General features: G+C 67.6%; 12 protein-coding genes and 4 pseudogenes. 7 read left to right on the top strand and 9 right to left on the bottom strand.

Annotation, left to right across the window (positions count from 1 at the left end; genetic code table 11):
- The first annotated feature begins 1,698 nt into the window (after nucleotides 1-1,698).
- The gene (locus AC07CM_RS39965; protein ID WP_478881439.1) at nucleotides 1,699-2,301 is read left to right on the top strand and encodes a glycoside hydrolase family 25 protein; all 603 of its coding nucleotides are present in this window, start codon (nucleotides 1,699-1,701) and stop codon (nucleotides 2,299-2,301) included.
- Between the two features lie 10 nt (nucleotides 2,302-2,311).
- On the opposite strand, the pseudogene AC07CM_RS39960 reads toward AC07CM_RS39965, so the two are convergent.
- From AC07CM_RS39960 to AC07CM_RS39950, 3 genes and pseudogenes are all read right to left on the bottom strand, one after another.
- Nucleotides 2,312-2,805, bottom strand: a pseudogene (locus AC07CM_RS39960) (transposase); the annotation flags it as partial.
- 10 nt (nucleotides 2,806-2,815) lie between these two features.
- Nucleotides 2,816-3,580 carry a response regulator gene (locus AC07CM_RS39955; RefSeq protein ID WP_478881459.1) on the bottom strand — a complete coding sequence of 255 codons (765 nt, stop codon included), beginning with the start codon at nucleotides 3,578-3,580 and terminating at the stop codon, nucleotides 2,816-2,818.
- A gap of 44 nt (nucleotides 3,581-3,624) precedes the next feature.
- The gene (locus AC07CM_RS39950) at nucleotides 3,625-4,500 is read right to left on the bottom strand and encodes a sensor histidine kinase (RefSeq protein WP_478881438.1); all 876 of its coding nucleotides are present in this window, start codon (nucleotides 4,498-4,500) and stop codon (nucleotides 3,625-3,627) included.
- 129 nt (nucleotides 4,501-4,629) lie between these two features.
- On the opposite strand from AC07CM_RS39950, the gene AC07CM_RS39945 reads away from it, so the two are divergent.
- The 3 genes from AC07CM_RS39945 (at nucleotide 4,630) to AC07CM_RS39935 (ending at nucleotide 8,508) form a co-directional block, all read left to right on the top strand.
- Nucleotides 4,630-5,373: an ABC transporter ATP-binding protein gene (locus AC07CM_RS39945; protein WP_478881437.1), complete on the top strand. Its 744-nt coding sequence runs from the start codon at nucleotides 4,630-4,632 to the stop codon at nucleotides 5,371-5,373.
- Complete coding sequence (locus tag AC07CM_RS39940) at nucleotides 5,370-7,715, top strand: ABC transporter permease (protein WP_478881436.1); 2,346 nt, start codon at nucleotides 5,370-5,372, stop codon at nucleotides 7,713-7,715. The genes AC07CM_RS39945 and AC07CM_RS39940 overlap by 4 nt, the downstream gene beginning before the upstream one ends.
- A 382-nt stretch (nucleotides 7,716-8,097) precedes the next feature.
- Nucleotides 8,098-8,508, top strand: a complete 411-nt coding sequence (locus AC07CM_RS39935; RefSeq protein ID WP_478881435.1) for a hypothetical protein — start codon at nucleotides 8,098-8,100, stop codon at nucleotides 8,506-8,508.
- A 706-nt stretch (nucleotides 8,509-9,214) separates the two neighbouring features.
- On the opposite strand, the gene AC07CM_RS39930 is transcribed toward AC07CM_RS39935, so the two are convergent.
- The 5 genes and pseudogenes from AC07CM_RS39930 to AC07CM_RS39910 all read right to left on the bottom strand — a co-directional run bounded on the left by AC07CM_RS39930 (nucleotide 9,215) and on the right by AC07CM_RS39910 (nucleotide 14,319).
- Nucleotides 9,215-10,003, bottom strand: a complete 789-nt coding sequence (locus tag AC07CM_RS39930; protein WP_478881434.1) for a peptidoglycan-binding protein — start codon at nucleotides 10,001-10,003, stop codon at nucleotides 9,215-9,217.
- Entirely contained in the window at nucleotides 10,000-10,161 is a 162-nt protein-coding gene (locus AC07CM_RS39925; RefSeq protein WP_478881433.1) for a hypothetical protein, read from the bottom strand. Before AC07CM_RS39925 ends, AC07CM_RS39930 begins: the two co-directional genes overlap by 4 nt.
- Before the next feature lie 547 nt (nucleotides 10,162-10,708).
- The gene (locus AC07CM_RS39920; RefSeq protein ID WP_478881432.1) at nucleotides 10,709-11,215 is read right to left on the bottom strand and encodes a peptidoglycan-binding protein; all 507 of its coding nucleotides are present in this window, start codon (nucleotides 11,213-11,215) and stop codon (nucleotides 10,709-10,711) included.
- A 581-nt stretch (nucleotides 11,216-11,796) separates the two neighbouring features.
- A pseudogene (locus AC07CM_RS39915) lies at nucleotides 11,797-12,994 on the bottom strand (IS701 family transposase).
- 200 nt (nucleotides 12,995-13,194) lie between these two features.
- Nucleotides 13,195-14,319 (bottom strand): YncE family protein, encoded by a 1,125-nt coding sequence (locus tag AC07CM_RS39910; RefSeq protein ID WP_478881431.1) that lies wholly within the window; start codon nucleotides 14,317-14,319, stop codon nucleotides 13,195-13,197.
- Between the two features lie 318 nt (nucleotides 14,320-14,637).
- On the opposite strand from AC07CM_RS39910, the pseudogene AC07CM_RS39905 reads away from it, so the two are divergent.
- The 3 genes and pseudogenes from AC07CM_RS39905 to AC07CM_RS39895 all read left to right on the top strand — a co-directional run.
- Nucleotides 14,638-14,946, top strand: a pseudogene (locus tag AC07CM_RS39905) (transposase); the annotation flags it as partial.
- 253 nt (nucleotides 14,947-15,199) lie between these two features.
- Nucleotides 15,200-15,436 (top strand): annotated as a pseudogene (locus AC07CM_RS39900) (effector-associated constant component EACC1); the annotation flags it as partial.
- Between the two features lie 123 nt (nucleotides 15,437-15,559).
- Entirely contained in the window at nucleotides 15,560-15,829 is a 270-nt protein-coding gene (locus AC07CM_RS39895; protein WP_478881430.1) for a hypothetical protein, read from the top strand.
- Here the strand turns inward: AC07CM_RS39895 and AC07CM_RS39890 are convergent.
- A complete protein-coding gene (locus AC07CM_RS39890; RefSeq protein WP_478881429.1) occupies nucleotides 15,826-16,809 on the bottom strand; it encodes an IS481 family transposase in 984 nt (327 codons plus the stop codon). The genes AC07CM_RS39895 and AC07CM_RS39890 overlap by 4 nt on opposite strands.
- Nucleotides 16,810-16,819 lie beyond the last annotated feature (10 nt).

Genomic DNA, 16,819 nt, shown 5'->3' with positions numbered 1-16,819 from the left:
TCGCGTATCTCTTCCGTCGCCCTCGCGTGCCCAACGTGCCTGAGCGACCTCCGGAGTCGCGGCAAAGACCGTGTCCCACCGAGGTGTGTCGCCTTACGCGGGGGCGGCGTCCCTGCGGGGCGTCGCGGTCGGGCAGTGCACCGTGTCGCGTTCTTCAGCCCGGAAGATCCGGGCAAGTGGCGAAGAGCACGGTATCGGACAGGTGAGGAACAGAGGCTTTCTCTCGGGAAGTTGGCTCGTAGGGTTCGGGGGCGTCCCGGCCCCGAACCCGTCCGCCTCCAGCCTCGATCCATCGCGGGAATTCTGATCACGGGTGTCGGGCGGTTCAGGTCACCCTCAGCGAATTCGAAATCCCGCACCCACCTGCGATATCCAGCGGCCCTCCACAAGGGCGACACCCTAAGCGTCCCCGAAGCAGCGGCCGACCGAGCCCCCCTCGACAGCCTCGCCGACATCCAATGGGACTGAGCCAGGCCAGCGGTCGCGGACGCCCAGCCGCGCACCTGCCCGGCACCTCGACCTGGTGAAGTCAGCAGCGCCCCGGTTCTCGACTGGGGCACTGCTCAGGCGTGATCCCCGGCGTCGGCTTGACCGTTTCTCTTGGATCAATGTCCGGGTGTTCGGTAGGCGGCCATAGGGTGGCCTGATGTTCGATCGGTTGGAGATTGCGGTGCTGCTGCCGGGGCCACGTTTCCCTGCCAGTCTGCGCTTCTGGGTCAACGGCGAGGACGTGGTCGAGCAGACGGTGGGCCCTGGGGGCCGTGGGCCTCTGGCAGCGGAAGCATTGCCCATCGGGCTCCCCAGCCCGCTGCGGGCGACGTCTGAGCCGCGCCGTGTGCAGTTGGGCGAGCCGGAGTGCACCGGGGGGTGCTGCGGCTTCCTCTCCGTGGTTGTGCAGCGAATGGGGAATGTCGTCCAGTGGTCGGACTGGCGGGTTCCTCACAGGGAGGGCCGACTGCTGGGGGGCGACTTCGATGCAAACGAGTACGACGCAGAGGTGGCCCGCGCTGAGGCGGATCCCGGGTGGCGGTTCTCGGCATGACTTGGCGGGCCGACCTGGAAGAAACGGCGCGGCTGTTCCACTGCCGGTGACTGCTGAGGTCGACGCTGCCGACCGTGCACCTCGACGTCGACTGGGAGCAGATGCGTGCGGTGGAGGAGGGCCGACGGTCCTTGGTCGATGGTACCGGCCACCAGCGCATCCCCGCGGCGCCATCGGACCGGGGCCCTCACCTGTCAAGGGCCGGTGACCTGCCAGGAGACGGTCACCTCGTTCGGCAGAGAGCGCGAGCGATGGCGAACATCCGCCGCGTCGCGGACGGCGGCATCGTCACCAAGTTCCCCCGCAAGTTGCGCGATCCTGGCACCGGACAGATCATGGAAGGGATCGTGGAGGACCGCACCATGCCGGACTGGCGTGCGGACGCCTGGCATTTGGACGGCAGCACCGTGAGCGCTACCGCAAGGATGTGGTGGTGGCTGCGGAGATCACTGGCCTGGGCGGGCCCAGCGCCGTGGACGAGCAGTCTGTGGAGTCGGTCGTGCTCGCAGAACGCCTGGAGCACAGCTTGTTCGCGGTCGAGCGCCCGCCTGAGCTCGAGAACGGCGGCGTCGTGGACGCCTCGAGCCGCCCCGCTGCCCCCCTCGAGACAGGACGTGACGTTGTCCGCGTGACTGCCCCATGGTGCTCCCTCCGTAATGACGCATCGGAGGACCACCGTGACGATCAAGGGCTACGACGTTTCCGTCTTCCAGGACGCGAGCTTCCCCACAGCCGGCACCAGCTTCGCGTTCATCAAGGGCACCGAGGGTCGTTCCTACGTCAACCCCAAGCAGAAGGAGCAGGCCGCGCATGCCCGCTCCGCGGGACTGGTCGTCGGCTTCTACCACTTCCTGCACCCGGGCCACATCAAGGAGCAGGCGGCCCACTTCGTGGAGGGTACCGCGAGCATCGAGCACGACCTGCTGGTCGTCGACTGGGAGACTAATCCGGACGGCACCGCGGCGACATGTGCGGAGAAGGATTCCTTCATCGCCGAGGTCAAGCGGTTGCGCGGTTCCAACCACAAGATCGGTTTGTACTGCAACCGGGACTACTGGCGTCACCGGGACACCACCGGCAATGCGGGTGATTTTCTCTGGATCGCCGAGTACGGCGTGAGCGCAGGCAAGCCCAACATCCAGGCCAAGTGGAAGTTCCACCAGTACACCGACGAGCCGCTGGACACCAGCGTGGGCAACTTCGCCTCCAAGGCCGAGCTGGTCGCCTTCGCGGGCGGCATCAACGGCGTCAGACACTAGTAGTGCTGCGTCAGGCTCTGGTTCTGATGAGGGGGCGGCCGCAGATGGTGCAGGTGCCGTCCAGCACTGCAGCAGGTCTTGCAGCGCGTCGAGGACTTCGTAGGGGGTCAGGCTGCTGTGAGGGCTTTGGGCCGTAACGCCGCAGGGTGAGGAAGGCCTGGGCGGCGGTGCCGCGGGTGACCTGGTGGTGCCAGCCGCGGCAGGTGCGGCCCTCCAAGTGGTTCAGGCCCAGGCCGTGTTTGAGCTCGCGGAAGTCGTGCTCGATGCGCCAGCGCAGCTTGGCCCAGCGCACCAGTTCGGCGACAGGAGTGGTGACGGGCGGGCTGGTCATCCAGTAGCCGGTGGGCTCCGTCGCCGTGTCGGGCCGTTCGACCACCAGGGTCCGTAGCGGCAGCACTCCGTCCCCCCCCGGCTGCGTCCGCCACCGTGCTCATGGGCGGCGCGGGTGGCCTCTTCCTTGCCCGACGGTCGCACCTCCAGCACCGCAGACCGTGAGGTCATCGAGGAAGGGGTGTCATTCGGCGGTGGAGCTGCCGGGGGCGACCAGGCCCGTCTCGTAGGCGAGGACGACGGCTTGGGCGCGGTCGCGGAGGGCGAGCTTGGCGAAGATCCGGGCGACGTGGGTCTTCACGGTGGCCTCGCTGAGGGTGAGGGTGTCGGCGAGTTCGGTGTTCGACAGGCCCCGGCCCATGAGGACCAGCACCTCGCGTTCGCGGGGTGTTAGCGGAGCGAGGTCGCGTTGAAGCGGGGGTGTGCGGTCCACGGTCGCCGCAGTGACTGGGCGGTGAGCGGCCTCGGCTTGGTCGGCCCCGTGGGTGGTCGCGTAGCGTTCGACTAGGCGGCGGGTGATCGAGGGAGCGAGCAGCGCGTCGCCCGTGTTCACCAGCCGCACCGCCGCGGCGAGATGGGCGGCGGTGACGTCCTTGAGTAGGAATCCGCTCGCCCCGGCGGCGAGCGCCGCGTAGACGTAGCGGTCGAGGTCGAACGTGGTGAGCATGAGGACCCGGCAGCGCGGGAGTAGTCGCAGGACGCGCTTGGCGGCTTCCAGGCCGTCGAGTTTGGGCATTCGGATGTCCATCAGGAGGACGTCCGGGCGTAGCCGTTCGGCTTCTGCGATGGCCTGTACGCCGTCTGCGGCCTCGCCGATGACCTCGATGCCGCGGGAGGTAAGGATGAGGCGGAAGCCGGTTCGGATGAGTTCCTCGTCGTCGGCGATGAGGACTCGCGGGGCGAATGTTTCCTTGCTCGGGTTCGGTCCCGGCTCCTGGCTGTCCGGGATCCGGTTCGAGGTGTGGGGGGTGCCGCGGTCTGCGGCGGGCTGGGTCACGGGCGCTCCAGAGGGATGCGTGCGCGGACACGGTACCCGCCACCGACGCGGCGTCGGGCGGCGAAGTGGCCTCCGTAGACGGCGACGCGCTCGCGCAGACCGATCAGGCCGTGTCCCGCTCCGTCGTTCCGGCGCTGGTGGCCACCGGATCGGGCTCCCGTGCTCGCGGGGCCGGCGGACAGCACCCTCGGCCCGCTGTTGAGCACCTCGACCCGTAGACCGTGGTCCGCATAGCGCACCATCACGGTCGCCGTGCCGCCGTCGCCGTACTTGAGCGCGTTGGTCAGCGCCTCCTGCACGATCCGGTAGGCGGTGACGTCGATGCCGGGCGGCAACGGGCGCGGTTCCCCGGAGATGCGCACCTCGACCGGGAGACCGGCGAAGGCGATCCGGTCGACCAGGATGCCCAGTTGACTCAGGCTCGGCTGGGGTGCGAGTGCGGAGGGGGCGCCGTCGCGCTCGGTCCGGTCGTCGTCGCCGTCCGGCGACGGTGCCAACAGGCCCAGCAGGTGCCGCAGTTCGCTCATCGCATCGCGTCCGGCACCCTCCACGGCCTGCAACGCAGTCTCGGCCGCGTCCGGCAGGGCGGCGAGCACCTCGCGGGCTGCGGTCGCCTGTACGACCATCAGGCTGACCTTGTGGCTGACGATGTCGTGCAACTCCCGTGCGATGCGGGCACGTTCGGCCGCAACCGCCGTGCGGGCGGCACCCTCCCGCTCGCGCTCCAGCAGCCAGCGCCGGTCCTCCAGGACCTTGCGGTAGCGGCGGCGAGCGCGCGCCAGCAGCAGGGCGGCGGCGCCGGTCACCGCCATGCTCACGGTCGCCAGGACGATGAGTAGCCAGCCCGTCTCCGATCTCCACACGTCGTCCATCGTGCCAGTCGGCCAAAACGCGCGCGTCCCTCTCCGGGGCCACTCCGTACATCGCCAGGATGACCGCCGCCGCGGGATACCTCCGGGGGCTGACGCTTGGGACTGCCCTTCCCGCCTACCGTCCGAGCCATGACCACCGAAGACATCAGCGACACGACTGCGGAGGCCGGTCCGGCCGCCGTGGACGAGCAGGACATCGTCCGGGTGAGCGACCTTCGCAAGGAGTACGGCGACACCGTCGCCCTGAACGGGGTGTCGCTGGAGATCGGCGCCGGGGAGGCGGTGGCGGTGATGGGGCCGTCCGGCTGCGGCAAGTCCACCCTGCTCAACATGATCGCCGGCCTCGACCGGCCGAGCGCCGGCCAGGTGCGCGTGCACGGCGAGGACCTCGGCGCGATGAACGAGACCGGGCTGGCGCTCTTCCGGCGCCGCCGGATCGGCATGATCTTCCAGTTCTTTAACCTCATCGATGACCTGCCCACGATCGACAACGTCGCCCTGGCCGCACAGCTCACCGGAACGCCCACCCGGCAGGCCCGGCGCCGGGCACTGGAACTCCTGGACGAACTCGGCATCGCCGACCGCAGGAACGTCTACCCCGCCGCGCTCAGCGGCGGCGAACGCCAGCGCGCGGCGGTGGCCCGTGCGCTGATGAACCGGCCCGCGCTGCTGCTCGCGGACGAACCCACCGGCGCGCTGGACAGCCACGCGGGCGAGCAGGTGATGGACCTGCTCATCGACCTCAACGAACTCGGCCAGACCCTGCTGCTGGTGACGCACGACCAGACGCTGGCCACCCGCTGTGCCGGCCGCCTGGTGATGATGGCGGACGGCCGGATCACCGGCGAGCGGACCCTGGAGCGGTCGGCATGAGCGCGGTGTGGCGGGCCTCCCGCGCGGCCGTGCGCCGCCGCCGGCTCCAGACCTCCGTGATCGCGGTGGTGGTCCTCGTCTCCAGCACGGCCCTCGTGGTCGCCCTCGGACTGCTCGACGTCGCGTCCGGTTCCTTCGACCGGATCTTCGGCCAGGCGCACGGCGCGCACGTCGTCGCCACGTTCGACGCGACGAAGGTCTCCGGCGCGCAACTGGAGCGGTCTGCGGCACGTCCGGGCGTACGGGCCACGGCCGGGCCGTTTTCGCAAGCCGTGATCGACATGCCGGAAAGCGCGGCGTCCCAGCTGCCCGGGATGGCGCCCGGCCCCCTGACACTCGTCGGGCGGGCGGACCCCGGTGGCGACGTCGACCGACTGGACCTGTTCGCCGGGCACTGGGCCACCGGCCCGGGCCAGATCGTGCTGGCGTTGCCGGACGCGCCCGGGATGGGCAACGGGCCGCACTCGCCGCTCGGCAAGCGGATCAAACTGCCCGGGCAGCGGCCCCTGACCGTGGTGGGCCTCGCCTCCAGTGTGAGCGGCACCGCGCAGGCATGGGTCTCTCCACAGCAGATCACGGTCCTGCACCCCACGACATACCAGATGCTCTACCAGTTCGACCGGGCCGCGACAGCCCGCGAGATCAGTGAGAACCTCTTGGCGGTGAGCGCCGGTCTGCCGTCCGGATCGCTGGTCGCCCACCAGTCGTACCTGACCTTGAAGGCGCAGGTCGCGGCCAATCCCAACGCCTTCGTGCCGTTCCTCGTGGCCTTCGGGATCCTCGGCCTGCTGGTGGCCGTCCTGATCGTGGGCAACGTGGTCAGCGGCGCCGTCGTCTCCGGCATCCGTCACATCGGTGTCCTCAAGTCCCTGGGCTTCACGCCCAATCAGGTCGTCGCGGTCTACCTGGTGATGGTCTGCGTCCCCGCCACGGCTGGCGCGCTGGTCGGCATGGCCCTGGGCGGGGTGGTCGCGCCGTTGCTGCTGCACCAGGTCTTCCAGGGCGCAAAGCTCGGCACCGCGACCGTGCACCCGACGATTGGCTCCTGGGCGTACGCGACCGCCGCACTCGGCATGCCCCTGACGGTACTGCTGGCCGCGCTGATCCCGGCCCTGCCCGCACACCGGCTCTCTGCGGCACGCGCCATCAGCGCGGGCAGCGCACCGCACGGTGGACGGCGACCGGCCGTACAGCGGTGGCTGAGCGCGGTCCGGCTGCCGCGCTCGGTGACCCTCGGCCTGGGCCTACCCTTCGCCCGGCCCGGACGGGCGCTGCTCACCGTCGCCTCGGTCCTGCTCGGCGTGGCCACGGTGACCTTCGCCACCGGCCTGTCGGCCACCATGGTCTCCTACGGCCACGCGGAACAGGACTACGGCAAGGCACAGTCGACCGTCTGGCGAGGACAGACCAAGTTCGATCAGACCGCCGCGCATCACAACGACGCCGCGACACAGAATCTCCTGCTTGGTCTGCCGCATGTCGCAGACGTGGCCGCAGTGGGCTTCATCAACGTACGGATCCTCGGCCGGAGCGAAGGAGTGGCGATCGAGGGCGTGCGCGGGGGACGATCTACTTTTCCGGACGGCCTGGCGCGGGGCCGCTGGATGAGCAGACCCGGCGAAGTGGTGGCCTCCGGCAGATTCCTCGCCAAGCAGGGGCTGCGGATCGGAGACTCCTTCACCCTGGCCGTGGCGGACGGCCGCCAGGAGCGCGTGACCCTTGTCGGGGAGATTTTGGCCGGCCCGGAGGACTGGATGCGCGCGGACTGGTTGACGGTGACCGCTTTGGCACCGGACGCGCAGGCCAACCAGTACTGGGTGCGCCTCACTCGCGGCGCCGACTTCAACGCCTACACGAAGGCCGTACAAGCCGCAGACCCGGGGCTCTACCCGACAAAAAACACCATGCTGAACGCGGACGCCGTGACCGTCATCAGCTCCGCCTCCGCGCTGACCCTGATGCTCACGTTGGTCGCAGCGATGGGCGTGTTCAACACGGTCGTACTCAACTCACGGGACCGCCAGCGCGACCTCGGGATGCTCAAGTCCATCGGCATGACGCCACGCCAGGTCACGGTGATGATGGTGGTGTCCATGGCCGGCCTTGGGCTGGTCGGCGGGATCCTGGGCCTGCCACTCGGAGTCGCGGCGTACCACGTGGTGATCCCGATCACCGAGCACGCGGCCCAACTCACCTTCCCTGCTCGGATGTTGGACGTGTGGCACCCATGGGTGATGTCGTTGCTGGTGCTGGCCGGGGTGGCGATCGCGGCACTGGGCGCGGTGCTGCCGGCGCGTGCAGCGGCCCGGCAGCCCATTGCCCGTGTCTTGCACACCGAGTGACGGCCAGCGGTCGTCCCTGCTGCGGCGTAGACGCGTCAGACGAGACCTCCGTCGGCCCCAGCCTCACTTTGTCGGAGGCCAGGACCGCATCGGCGTGCGTTTGCCAGAACTGAACGCATGTATGGGACCGGGTCCCTCATGTTGGGGGATCCGACCCTGTTTTCGTCGTGGACAAGGGACAATCTCAAACCCCGTCCATAACTTCGGCTCTGCCGCCCAGCTCTGTGGCAGGACCGGGTCGGACACAGGGGCGGCGAGGATGGGCTCCGGCAGCGTCCAGGTGATGAGCCATACCTTCCAGGGAAGCCGGCGCGCGGCTCTCCCCGATTGGTCGCAGGCCCGGTCGCCGAGGCGCCGTACGTGCCGCTTAGGGTTCGTCGTCGTGGCAGAGGCCCCCGATGAGTTGATCAAGCTGGAACGATCCGCAGAGCAGGAACCTGCGAAGCTCGCGGGCCTCACCGGTGACGAGTACGACGCCCAGTGGAGCCGCTGGCACGAGGCTTCCGAGGCCGTGCAGACGGCCATCACTGCGCACGCCGCGATGGCCGTGAACAACCGGTACGGGCTGGAGCAGGACGTGAAGAAGACGGTCCGGCACTCGGACGCGGCCCTTGCGGTCCTCCGCGGCGGCGGTACCTACGTTGTGTCGGATTGGACCGTTCCCGCGGATAAACCTGCCCGGGGGTATGCGACCCGACTTCGGTACTGGCGGCGGAAGGGAATTGAGACTCGCGGCCTGGATCGAGCGGTGCGGCTCCTTGGCCGACATGACCCTCGGAGGACATTGCCTTGACCGTGGCCGGGCTGTGCGGTGATCGACTCACGGCCCTGGCCCTGTCCACCAGTGGGCGCGCGTCGGCGCAGCGCGCCGGACTACCTCTGAACTGGTGGCTTCTGGCAGCTAAGTTCGCACGTCCGGCGACTTCGACGTGCATTCGACAGACGGGAGGTGGAAGGCACTCTGGTTATGGCACTCATCCCGGGTATGGCCCCGACTCCGCGTCGGATCGTCGCCCCCCGGCTCTCACCTCTAGCAATGGCATCACGCCGTCTGCGGCGGGTGCGGAGCATGCACTTACCATGCCATCGTGATGGTTGATTGGGGGGATGTGCCCATTTGGAGTGGCTCAATCACAACAAGCGGCACACTTCTCTTGGGTCTAACGAGCTCGTGCATGGTTGGCGGCGAAGCGCGATGAGCTCTTGATCGTCGATCATGGTGGCGTGGTGGGGAACGCGAACCGTGCGGCAATCACCAGCGATCAGCCGATCACGGGCCTGTCGGCCGATGTGATCGCTGAACTCGTGTGCGCAGTAGGCCCATTGTGGCAGGAACGGCATCAGGCCAGGCTGGCCTCCCGGCCGCGGAAGCGAGCCGTGGGCGCCGGTGCGAAGCACCCGCTGGTGTTCGTCGACCGGCTCCTGGCCACGCTCGTCCATCCGGCAAGAGACCCGGTGCCTCCCAAACTCCTGGTCGGTAAAGCCATCAGCGAGGACGGTCAGACGTTGGGCACCTGCAGCTCGTCCCAACTGGTCTTGCCCGGGATGCCGTTGGCATTGTCACCTTCGAAGCCGAGCTTTCGCTGCCAGGCGGCGTAGGACTTCACATCGCCCGGGCCCCATACGTCGGCGTTGGCGTTCGACTGGTACCGGTTGCAGCCTTCGGTGACGAGCCGATGGTGCATTGCGGCGATGATCGGCGATTTCCGCCCGGTGTGGAAGAACGACGCACCAGGGAACGGCTCGGTATCCGGCCCGGGGACGGGGTGTGAATCCTTGAAGTGGTCGTACGCCTCCTGAGCCGCCGCGAGGACCTTGTCGTAGATCTTTTCCATGTACGGGCCGGCGCAGGCGGTCGAGGACCAGTGGTGGTGGTAGAAGAGGTTGCTCTTGCTGGGGCGTTCGCCGATCACCTTGGCGAAGTGCCAGCCAGCGAGACGTGCGGCGTTCTTCCAGGTGGCTTCGGCTACCGTCCAGCCCGGCGCGAGCGTTGCGTTCGCCATTTCGATGCTGATCGAGCTCTGGTTGCCGGCCATGTCGCCGACGGCCCAGGCGTACTCGTTCACCCTGACGTACTGAGCGACGGCACCGGCGGCGTCCACGTCGAAGTGGGCCGAAGCCGGACGCGTCTTCCAGAGGTTGAGCACGCCCTGGTGCGAAAGCCGGCCGCCGTTGTGGTGCAGCGTGACCGACGTCTTCTTGTAGGACTTGTGGGTGACGTGGCCCGTCGCACTCAGCTCGTCGATGAGGTTCGAGACCGTACGGTCGTAAGCGATGGTGGCGGTCACTTGGGGGCCTCCGCTTCGTTCTCGACGCCGTCCTCGGCGAAGGCGACGAAGTCGCTCTCCGGAAGGTCATCCAGGTTGTCGGTGCCAGGTCCGTCGCCGGCGTCTGTCCTCTCGAGAGCCGCCTTCACGTCCTCGTCGTCGAAGTTCTTCGCAGGCATGACGCCGTCCTTTCAGGTCCACAAATTTGTGTCGCCAGTGGTACTCAGGACCAAGAAGCCTCGCGTCACCAGTGGGGATGTCATCAACCGTCATCCGATTCATGTGGTGGATGTAGATACGGTCGCTCGCAGCCGTCCACACCAAGATCACATCCATTGTCAAGAACGATGCTCTGCTTTCGAATCTGTCGCCACTGTGGCGAGGCGTAGAACTGCTGGATGTAGCGATCGAATCCGAAGGTCAATCTTCCGACTTCCCCGTGGAGAGAAAGGTACTGGAACCGTTTCTCGAAGATATTGATTCGGTGAAGCTCTGAGTACGACCTGACCATCGTATCCGCCCGCAGGATGCATCGTTGCCTGCCCCGAATCTGCCCGCATGGCGCTGGGCACGGTGGTGTATAGCTCCTCCAGTCGCTTCTGCGACGCTATGGCCTCAGCTTTTAGACGTTGGGGACCTGCAGCTCGTCCCAACTGGTCTTGCCGGGGATGCCGTTGGCATTGTCACCTTCGAAGCCGAGCTTTCGCTGCCAGACGGCGTAGGACTTCACATCGCCGGGGCCCATACGTCGGCGTTGGCGTTCGACTGGTACCGGTTGCAGCCTTCGGTGACGAGCCGATGGTGCATTGCGGCGATGATCGGCGATTTGCGTCCGGTGTGGAAGAACGACGCACCAGGGAACGGCTCGAAGCTGGTGGGGCCGGCGGACCCGCCATCCATGTACTGCTTGTAGGCCCCGCTCACGAACGTGGACCATTGGTTCCAGTTGTGTGCGTCCTTGATCGCCTTTGCCGTCTTGGCGTTGTAGAGCGGGTCCTTGAGCTTTCCCTCAACCCTGAGCCTGTCCGGTGGGGAGAACTGCCCCGGGTGCTTGAGGGACCGTATCTGGAAGAGACCAATGGATGGCCCCCATTTGTGGTCGACCAGACCCTGGTCTCCGACGATGCCTGGGTCGCCTTTGGATTCTGCCATGGCGACGGCCGCCGCGATTTTGATGTCATTGCCGGCGAACCCTGCCTGTGTGGCGAGCGCGCGCAGCTCGGTCAGGCTCATTCTCATTTTCGGACACCCCTCTAACTCGTTGATCAGAAGCCATGCCCACATGGCGCATCGAGGTGTCGGATCGAGGACCGGGAATTTCCGGAATCCTCGACCCAGGAGAAGGTATTGCCGAAACGTGATAACTATGCCTGCGGGTAAGGGATGAAATCCCGCTGCGCGCTTCCTCTAATTGACACGTATACGCATAGGAGATCACGGATCCTCTTAGCCGTACCTCCGTGATGCGAGGCGGCTTTGCGAGGCGCGAAAGATCACTTATTGCCACTATATGACAATGTCAGGGATCGGGCAAACAGAGTGCTAATGAGCTCGTGCACAATAGGCGGTGAGACGTCGGGGACTTCGGTGGGACTCGGTGTTCACATTGCCGTGCCGATGCCAGGTCGGTGATCTACTGATGAGACAGCAGGCGACGGCTTGGACGGTGTCGCTCATGTGCTCGCGGCGACCGAGGTGACGGCGAGGGCCCGCCAGTTCGTACTCCAGTCAGAATTTGTGTCCCGAGCTGGTTCTTCTTCGGTAGTGGCAGCGGCGGGCGATGGCTTGGTGGTGTGTGCGCCAGTGGGACCAGTTCAGTGCGTGCAGTCGTCGGTTCTGGTGGGGTCTGGGGTGGGGCAGGAGAGTGTCCAGCAGATGCCGGATCTCTGCCACGGTGGGGGGGTGAGGCTGGTGGTGTCGTTTCAGCCGCCCCCTTTGCGGTGTCCTGGGCCTGGGCGGCGAGGACGGCGTGGGCGAGCATGGCCAGGGTGATGTGGCGATACCAGCCCACGTTGCGTCGGACTTCGTATTCGTCCAGGCCGCGCTGGTTCTTCGCGGCCTGGCAGGACTCCTCGATGGCCCAGCGTGAGCCGGCGACGCGGGCCAGTTCGGCGATCTCGACGCCGACCGGTGCGTAGACGAGGTAGTAGGCGAGCTCGCCGGGGTCGGAGAGGCTACGCCGAGCCATCACCCAGCGGTGTTGGGCGGGTGGGTCTGGGTCGAAGACGATGTTGGCGGGCAGTTTGGCCGCGGCCCAGTCGTAGACGCGCGGGGGCCCCGTCGCCGCAGGACAGGGTCTGTCGGGCGTCGCCGGGTGCTTCGTCGATGAGCTGGTCGATGCGCCAGATGCCGGCCAGGGACTTGATCTGCTGGGACTTCGGCACCACCACGACGTAACCGACGTCGAGCTGCGCGAGCAGGCGGCAGAAGGACCAGTCCTGTCCATAAGCCTCATCGGCGGTCACCCATGCGGCGGGCGGGTCTGCGGCGATGCAGCGGCGGACCAAGCCCTTGACTAGCTCGCCTTTGGTCGCGAAGGTGCGCCCGTCGGGAATCTTCGCTGCCCGACACGGCTCCCGATCCCTGGTCCAGCACATGGGCAGGTGGAGCTCGCGGTCGACCAAGGCTCGTCCGCGGACGGTGGCGTACGTTGTGAAGACACCGATCCGGCAGTTGCCGGTCTTTCCGAACGTGCCAGTGTACTGCCTCGACACCCCGGCCGACGTGGCACCCTTCTTGATGAACCCGGTGTCATCGAAGATCAGCACTCCGTCCGGACCCAGCCGTTGGCCGACGTACTCCCGCAGGTCGTCTCGAACGGCATCGGCGTCCCAGCGGGCACCGTTCAGCAGGTGCTGCAGCCCGGCCTGCGTACTCGGCCAGTCGCCAGCCGTTCTCGCGGCCCACCGGCGCCAGCAGCCCGCGGACATAGTCCCGCATCCGCCACCCAGGGTCCGCCGGCCCGAACCGGCCCGCCACCCGCGCGAAGACCGACTCCAACTCAGCAGCGATTCGTGCGCGCCCGAGGCTCGGCGCCCTCGAGCGGGCCCAATGGCCGCTCCCATCCGCGGCCGCTCTGGTCGGAGTGATCAGCCTTGCATTGTCCCTCTCGACCTTCGCAGCACCGTAGAGACCGCGCCCCCGCACCGGCCTACGGGGGGCGGAAGGGGGCTCCTTCGGCGTCAAGCGCGTCCTGGACTGGTCCGGTTGTCTCAGCCGGGCAGGCCTGCCGAGGTCATGGTGTCTTGCATGAGGTCGTGGACGTCGTCATGGACGTCGCTCGGGTCGGGTAGTTCTGACCAGGGGTCGTCCTTGCGGTCCTTGCTCTTGCAGACGGTGGCGGTGGAGGGCTCGTAGGCGTCGTCACCGGCGAAGGCGGCGGTGTAGCAGATCTCTTTGGGCTGCTTGCCGGGCACCTTGCAGGTGGCCTTGCCCCTGCTGTTGGTCGTGTCGGTGCACAGCGCGGTGGAGTCGGTGGTGAACTCGATCTCCTTGCCTGCCAGTGGCCGGCCCTCTGCGGTCAGCGTGGCTTTCAGGATGACGCCGTCCTTGCCGCCAGCACCCGGGGAGTCCTTCCGCGTCCACTTCTTCTGCACCTTGAGGGTCAGGGTGGTCGGGGTGCGCTCCGCGGCGAGGGTCCCGATCGCCACGCCCACGGGGACGTCCCCGACGGGGACGGTGGTGGTGACGGTGTTGGTGGTGGTGTCGATCACGGACACGTTGTCGGAGCCGGCGTTGGCGACGTAGGCGCGGGCGCCGTTGGGGGTGATCTCCACCTCGTTCGGGCTGAGGCCGACGGGGATGGGGTTCCCGATGACGGTGTTGGTGGCGGTGTCGATCACTCGCACATTGGACTGGGCGTTGTCGGTGACGTAGGCGCGGGTGCCGTCCGGGGTGATCGCCACGCCGGTGGGGGAGGTGCCGAGGGGGACGGTGGCGATGACGGTGTTGGTGGCGGTGTCGATCACGGACACGTTGTCGGAGCCGAGGTTGGCGACGTAGGCGCGGGTGCCGTCGGGGGTGATCGCCACGCCGCGCGGGCTGTCGCCGACGGGGACGGTGGTGGTGACGGTGTTGGTGGTGGTGTCGATCACGGACACGTTGTCCGAGTTGTTGTTGGCGACGTAGGCGCGGGTGCCGGCCGGGGTGACCGCCACGTCGAAGGGGCCGTCGCCGACGGGGACGGTGGCGATGATGGTGTTGGTGGCGGTGTCGATCACCGACACGCTGTCCGAGCCGAAGTTGGTGACGTAGCTGAGGGTGCCCGTCTGCGCGACGGCGGGCGTGGGCACGGCGAGCGGAACGGCGATGCCGGCCAGGACCGCAAGTCCCGCCACCCAGGTCCGCACCAACACCCACCACGCAGCCGTGCCCCGGCGACTTCGCTTCGTGCTTCCCTGCTCCGATGCCCCCCGACCCGTGATTCCCGACATGCAGACCTCCTGCAGTGCACCACACCGAGGTGCGTTGGCGTGCTCCGGATGAAGGCAGCGATCCATGCCCTGGCACGGACATACGGGACCGCCGCGGCGCTGATGATCGCCGCGGCAGACGCTAAGCGCCGTGATCGGCTCGTGTCCGTAGGACTCCCTTACATGGGGCCGTACGGACGAGTTGAGCAACCCGTGCGGTCTTCGCCGTCGCCCACCGGCCGAAGACACGACCCTCACCATGGCCGGTACTTCAAGCCCCAGCGCTTACACGCGGACAAAGCCTATGACCGTCCCGACCTGCGCAGATGACTTCGCTGGAAGCGCATCGGAGGAGGCATCGCCCACAAAGGCAATCGATTCCAGCGAACGATTGAGGCAACGCCGCTAGGTCATCGAACGGACCGTCTCCTGGTGTCTGGCTACCGTCGACTCAGCCCCCGATGCGAGCGCAATCCCCGCAACTACCTTGCCTTCCTCGGCTTGGCCGCTGCCATCTGCTGCTACAAGCGGCTCATCCGCCTCACCACATAGGAGACGGGGTTAGCCCGGACGCGCACCTGCGTGGCCATGGTGGCGGACTGGCGTTCTTGCTGCCAGACCCTGCGCGGGAAGACCGACTCAAGCGCCGTTCGACCGACAGACCCTGGGTGAACCCGCTCCGCGCCGGAGAGGTGTGTGCGAGGTTTGGCGAGGAGCAGCATGCCGTCCGCAATGGTGCCGGACGGCACGGGCTGTGCTGGGGGACGGAGGACGCAGGGCATGCAGTTGACCATCGGGGTGATCGATACCGAGGAGAGCGCGGACCTGCGGGGACCTCTTCCGGTGGCTGCAGAACGAGGAGGCGCTTTCGGGCGAGGTCCGGCTTGTGTCGCAGCCTGTGTCGGGTGCCATGAGCGGCGGGCTGGACGTCATCAATGTCGTGCTCACCCATTCCGTCGCGGCGGCCAACCTCGTTCTGGCGTACGCAGGGTGGCGCACGGCGCGCCGCAGCCGCGCGGCCTTCACCTTCACCCAGGGCGTCCGACGGACTGTCCGTAACGGTGGAGGGCGGCTCGCAGGATGCGGTGCGGCAGCTGCTGGACGTCCTTGCCGTCGATCCTTCATCCGACTCCGCCGCAGGGAGCGGAGCAGCCGGAGAGGTCCGATGGAACTGGCCGACCCCCAGGGTTCGTACGCCGTCCTCATAGGCTCGTTGACATGCGTGGACCCGACCCTGGAAGACCCGTCGGCGGTGGTCGGGAATCTCGCAGACCCCGGACAACTGCTGCAGGACCCGACCGTCTGGGGCCTTCCACCGGAGCATTGCATCCGCGTCTCCGATCCGTCCTCTCCCGCAGTGCTTCTCGATGCCGTGCGCACCGCGGTGCAGCGGGCCACCACACATTCCTCGTCTACTACGCTGGCCACGGCCTAGTTGTATTGACCCGCAGCGTTGTTGACGCGGCTGATGGGCGGGTGTCCGCCCAGTGCGGTGTGGCAGCGGTGGTGGTTGTAGGTGTGGAGGAAGTCTGCCAGGGCCTGGGTCCGCTCGTCGTTCGTTTGGTAGGGCCGCTGGTAGGCCCACTCGTCCAGCAGGGTGCGGTTGAAGCGTTCGACTTTGCCGTTGGTTTGCGGACGGTAGGGCCGGGTCCTCTTGTGGGTGATGCCGGCCGTGGCCAGCGTCTGGGTGAACAGCCTGGACTTGTAGCAGGACCCGTTGTCGGTCAGGACCCGTTCGACGGTGATGCCGTGGGCGGCGAAGAAGACGTTCGCCCGCTGCCAGAAGCCGGCGGCGGTTTCCTTGCGCTCGTCGGTGAGGACCTCGCTGTAGGCCAGGCGGGAGTGGTCGTGGACGGCGGAGTGGACGAACGAGTAGCCGATCACCGGCTTGCAGCTGCGGCGGCGGTCGGTGGCGGCGAGTTTGTTGTCCATCGCCTGGCGGCGGTCCATGACCTTGTGGCCGCCGCCGTCGGGGATGGTGCCGAGCTTTTTGATGTCGACGTGGACGAGTTCGCCCGGCCGGGCCCGTTCGTAGTGGCGGATGACCGCTCCGGTGGGCCGATCCAGCCAGGCCAGGCGGTTGAGACCATGGCGGGCCAGGATGCGGTGCACGGTCGAAGCAGGCAGGCCCAGAACCGGTCCGATGCGGGCTGGGCCGAGCTTGCGGTCGGTCCGCAGACGGCAGACCCGGGTCTCGACCGCGGGCGGTGTGCGGTGGGGTGTGGTTCGGGGTCTGCTGGAGCGGTCGTGCAGACCGGCCTCGCCCTCGGCCCGCCAGCGGCGGATCCACTTGTGGGCGGTGGGCCGCGATATGCCCATCTCGGCCGCCACATGCGCGACGGGACGGCCGGACAGGACGCGTTCGACCAGGATCCGTCTGCCGTGAACGGTCAGGCGGGCATTACGGTGGGACACGAAGACCTCC

Source organism: Streptomyces sp. NPDC044061, assembly GCF_056434305.1.
The sequence above is the reverse complement of the archived record's forward strand: the minus strand, read 5'-3'. Positions and strand labels throughout refer to the sequence as shown.

Bases quoted from the DNA above. Each gene is read 5' to 3' on its own strand.
- AC07CM_RS39950 (WP_478881438.1), bottom strand. From the start codon at position 4,500: ATGGACGACGTGTGGAGATCGGAGACGGGCTGGCTACTCATCGTCCTG.
- AC07CM_RS39920 (WP_478881432.1), bottom strand. From the start codon at position 11,215: ATGAGCCTGACCGAGCTGCGCGCGCTCGCCACACAGGCAGGGTTCGCC.
- AC07CM_RS39945 (WP_478881437.1), top strand. From the start codon at position 4,630: ATGACCACCGAAGACATCAGCGACACGACTGCGGAGGCCGGTCCGGCC.
- AC07CM_RS39925 (WP_478881433.1), bottom strand. From the start codon at position 10,161: ATGCCTGCGAAGAACTTCGACGACGAGGACGTGAAGGCGGCTCTCGAG.
- AC07CM_RS39940 (WP_478881436.1), top strand. From the start codon at position 5,370: ATGAGCGCGGTGTGGCGGGCCTCCCGCGCGGCCGTGCGCCGCCGCCGG.
- AC07CM_RS39895 (WP_478881430.1), top strand. From the start codon at position 15,560: ATGGAACTGGCCGACCCCCAGGGTTCGTACGCCGTCCTCATAGGCTCG.
- AC07CM_RS39965 (WP_478881439.1), top strand. From the start codon at position 1,699: ATGACGCATCGGAGGACCACCGTGACGATCAAGGGCTACGACGTTTCC.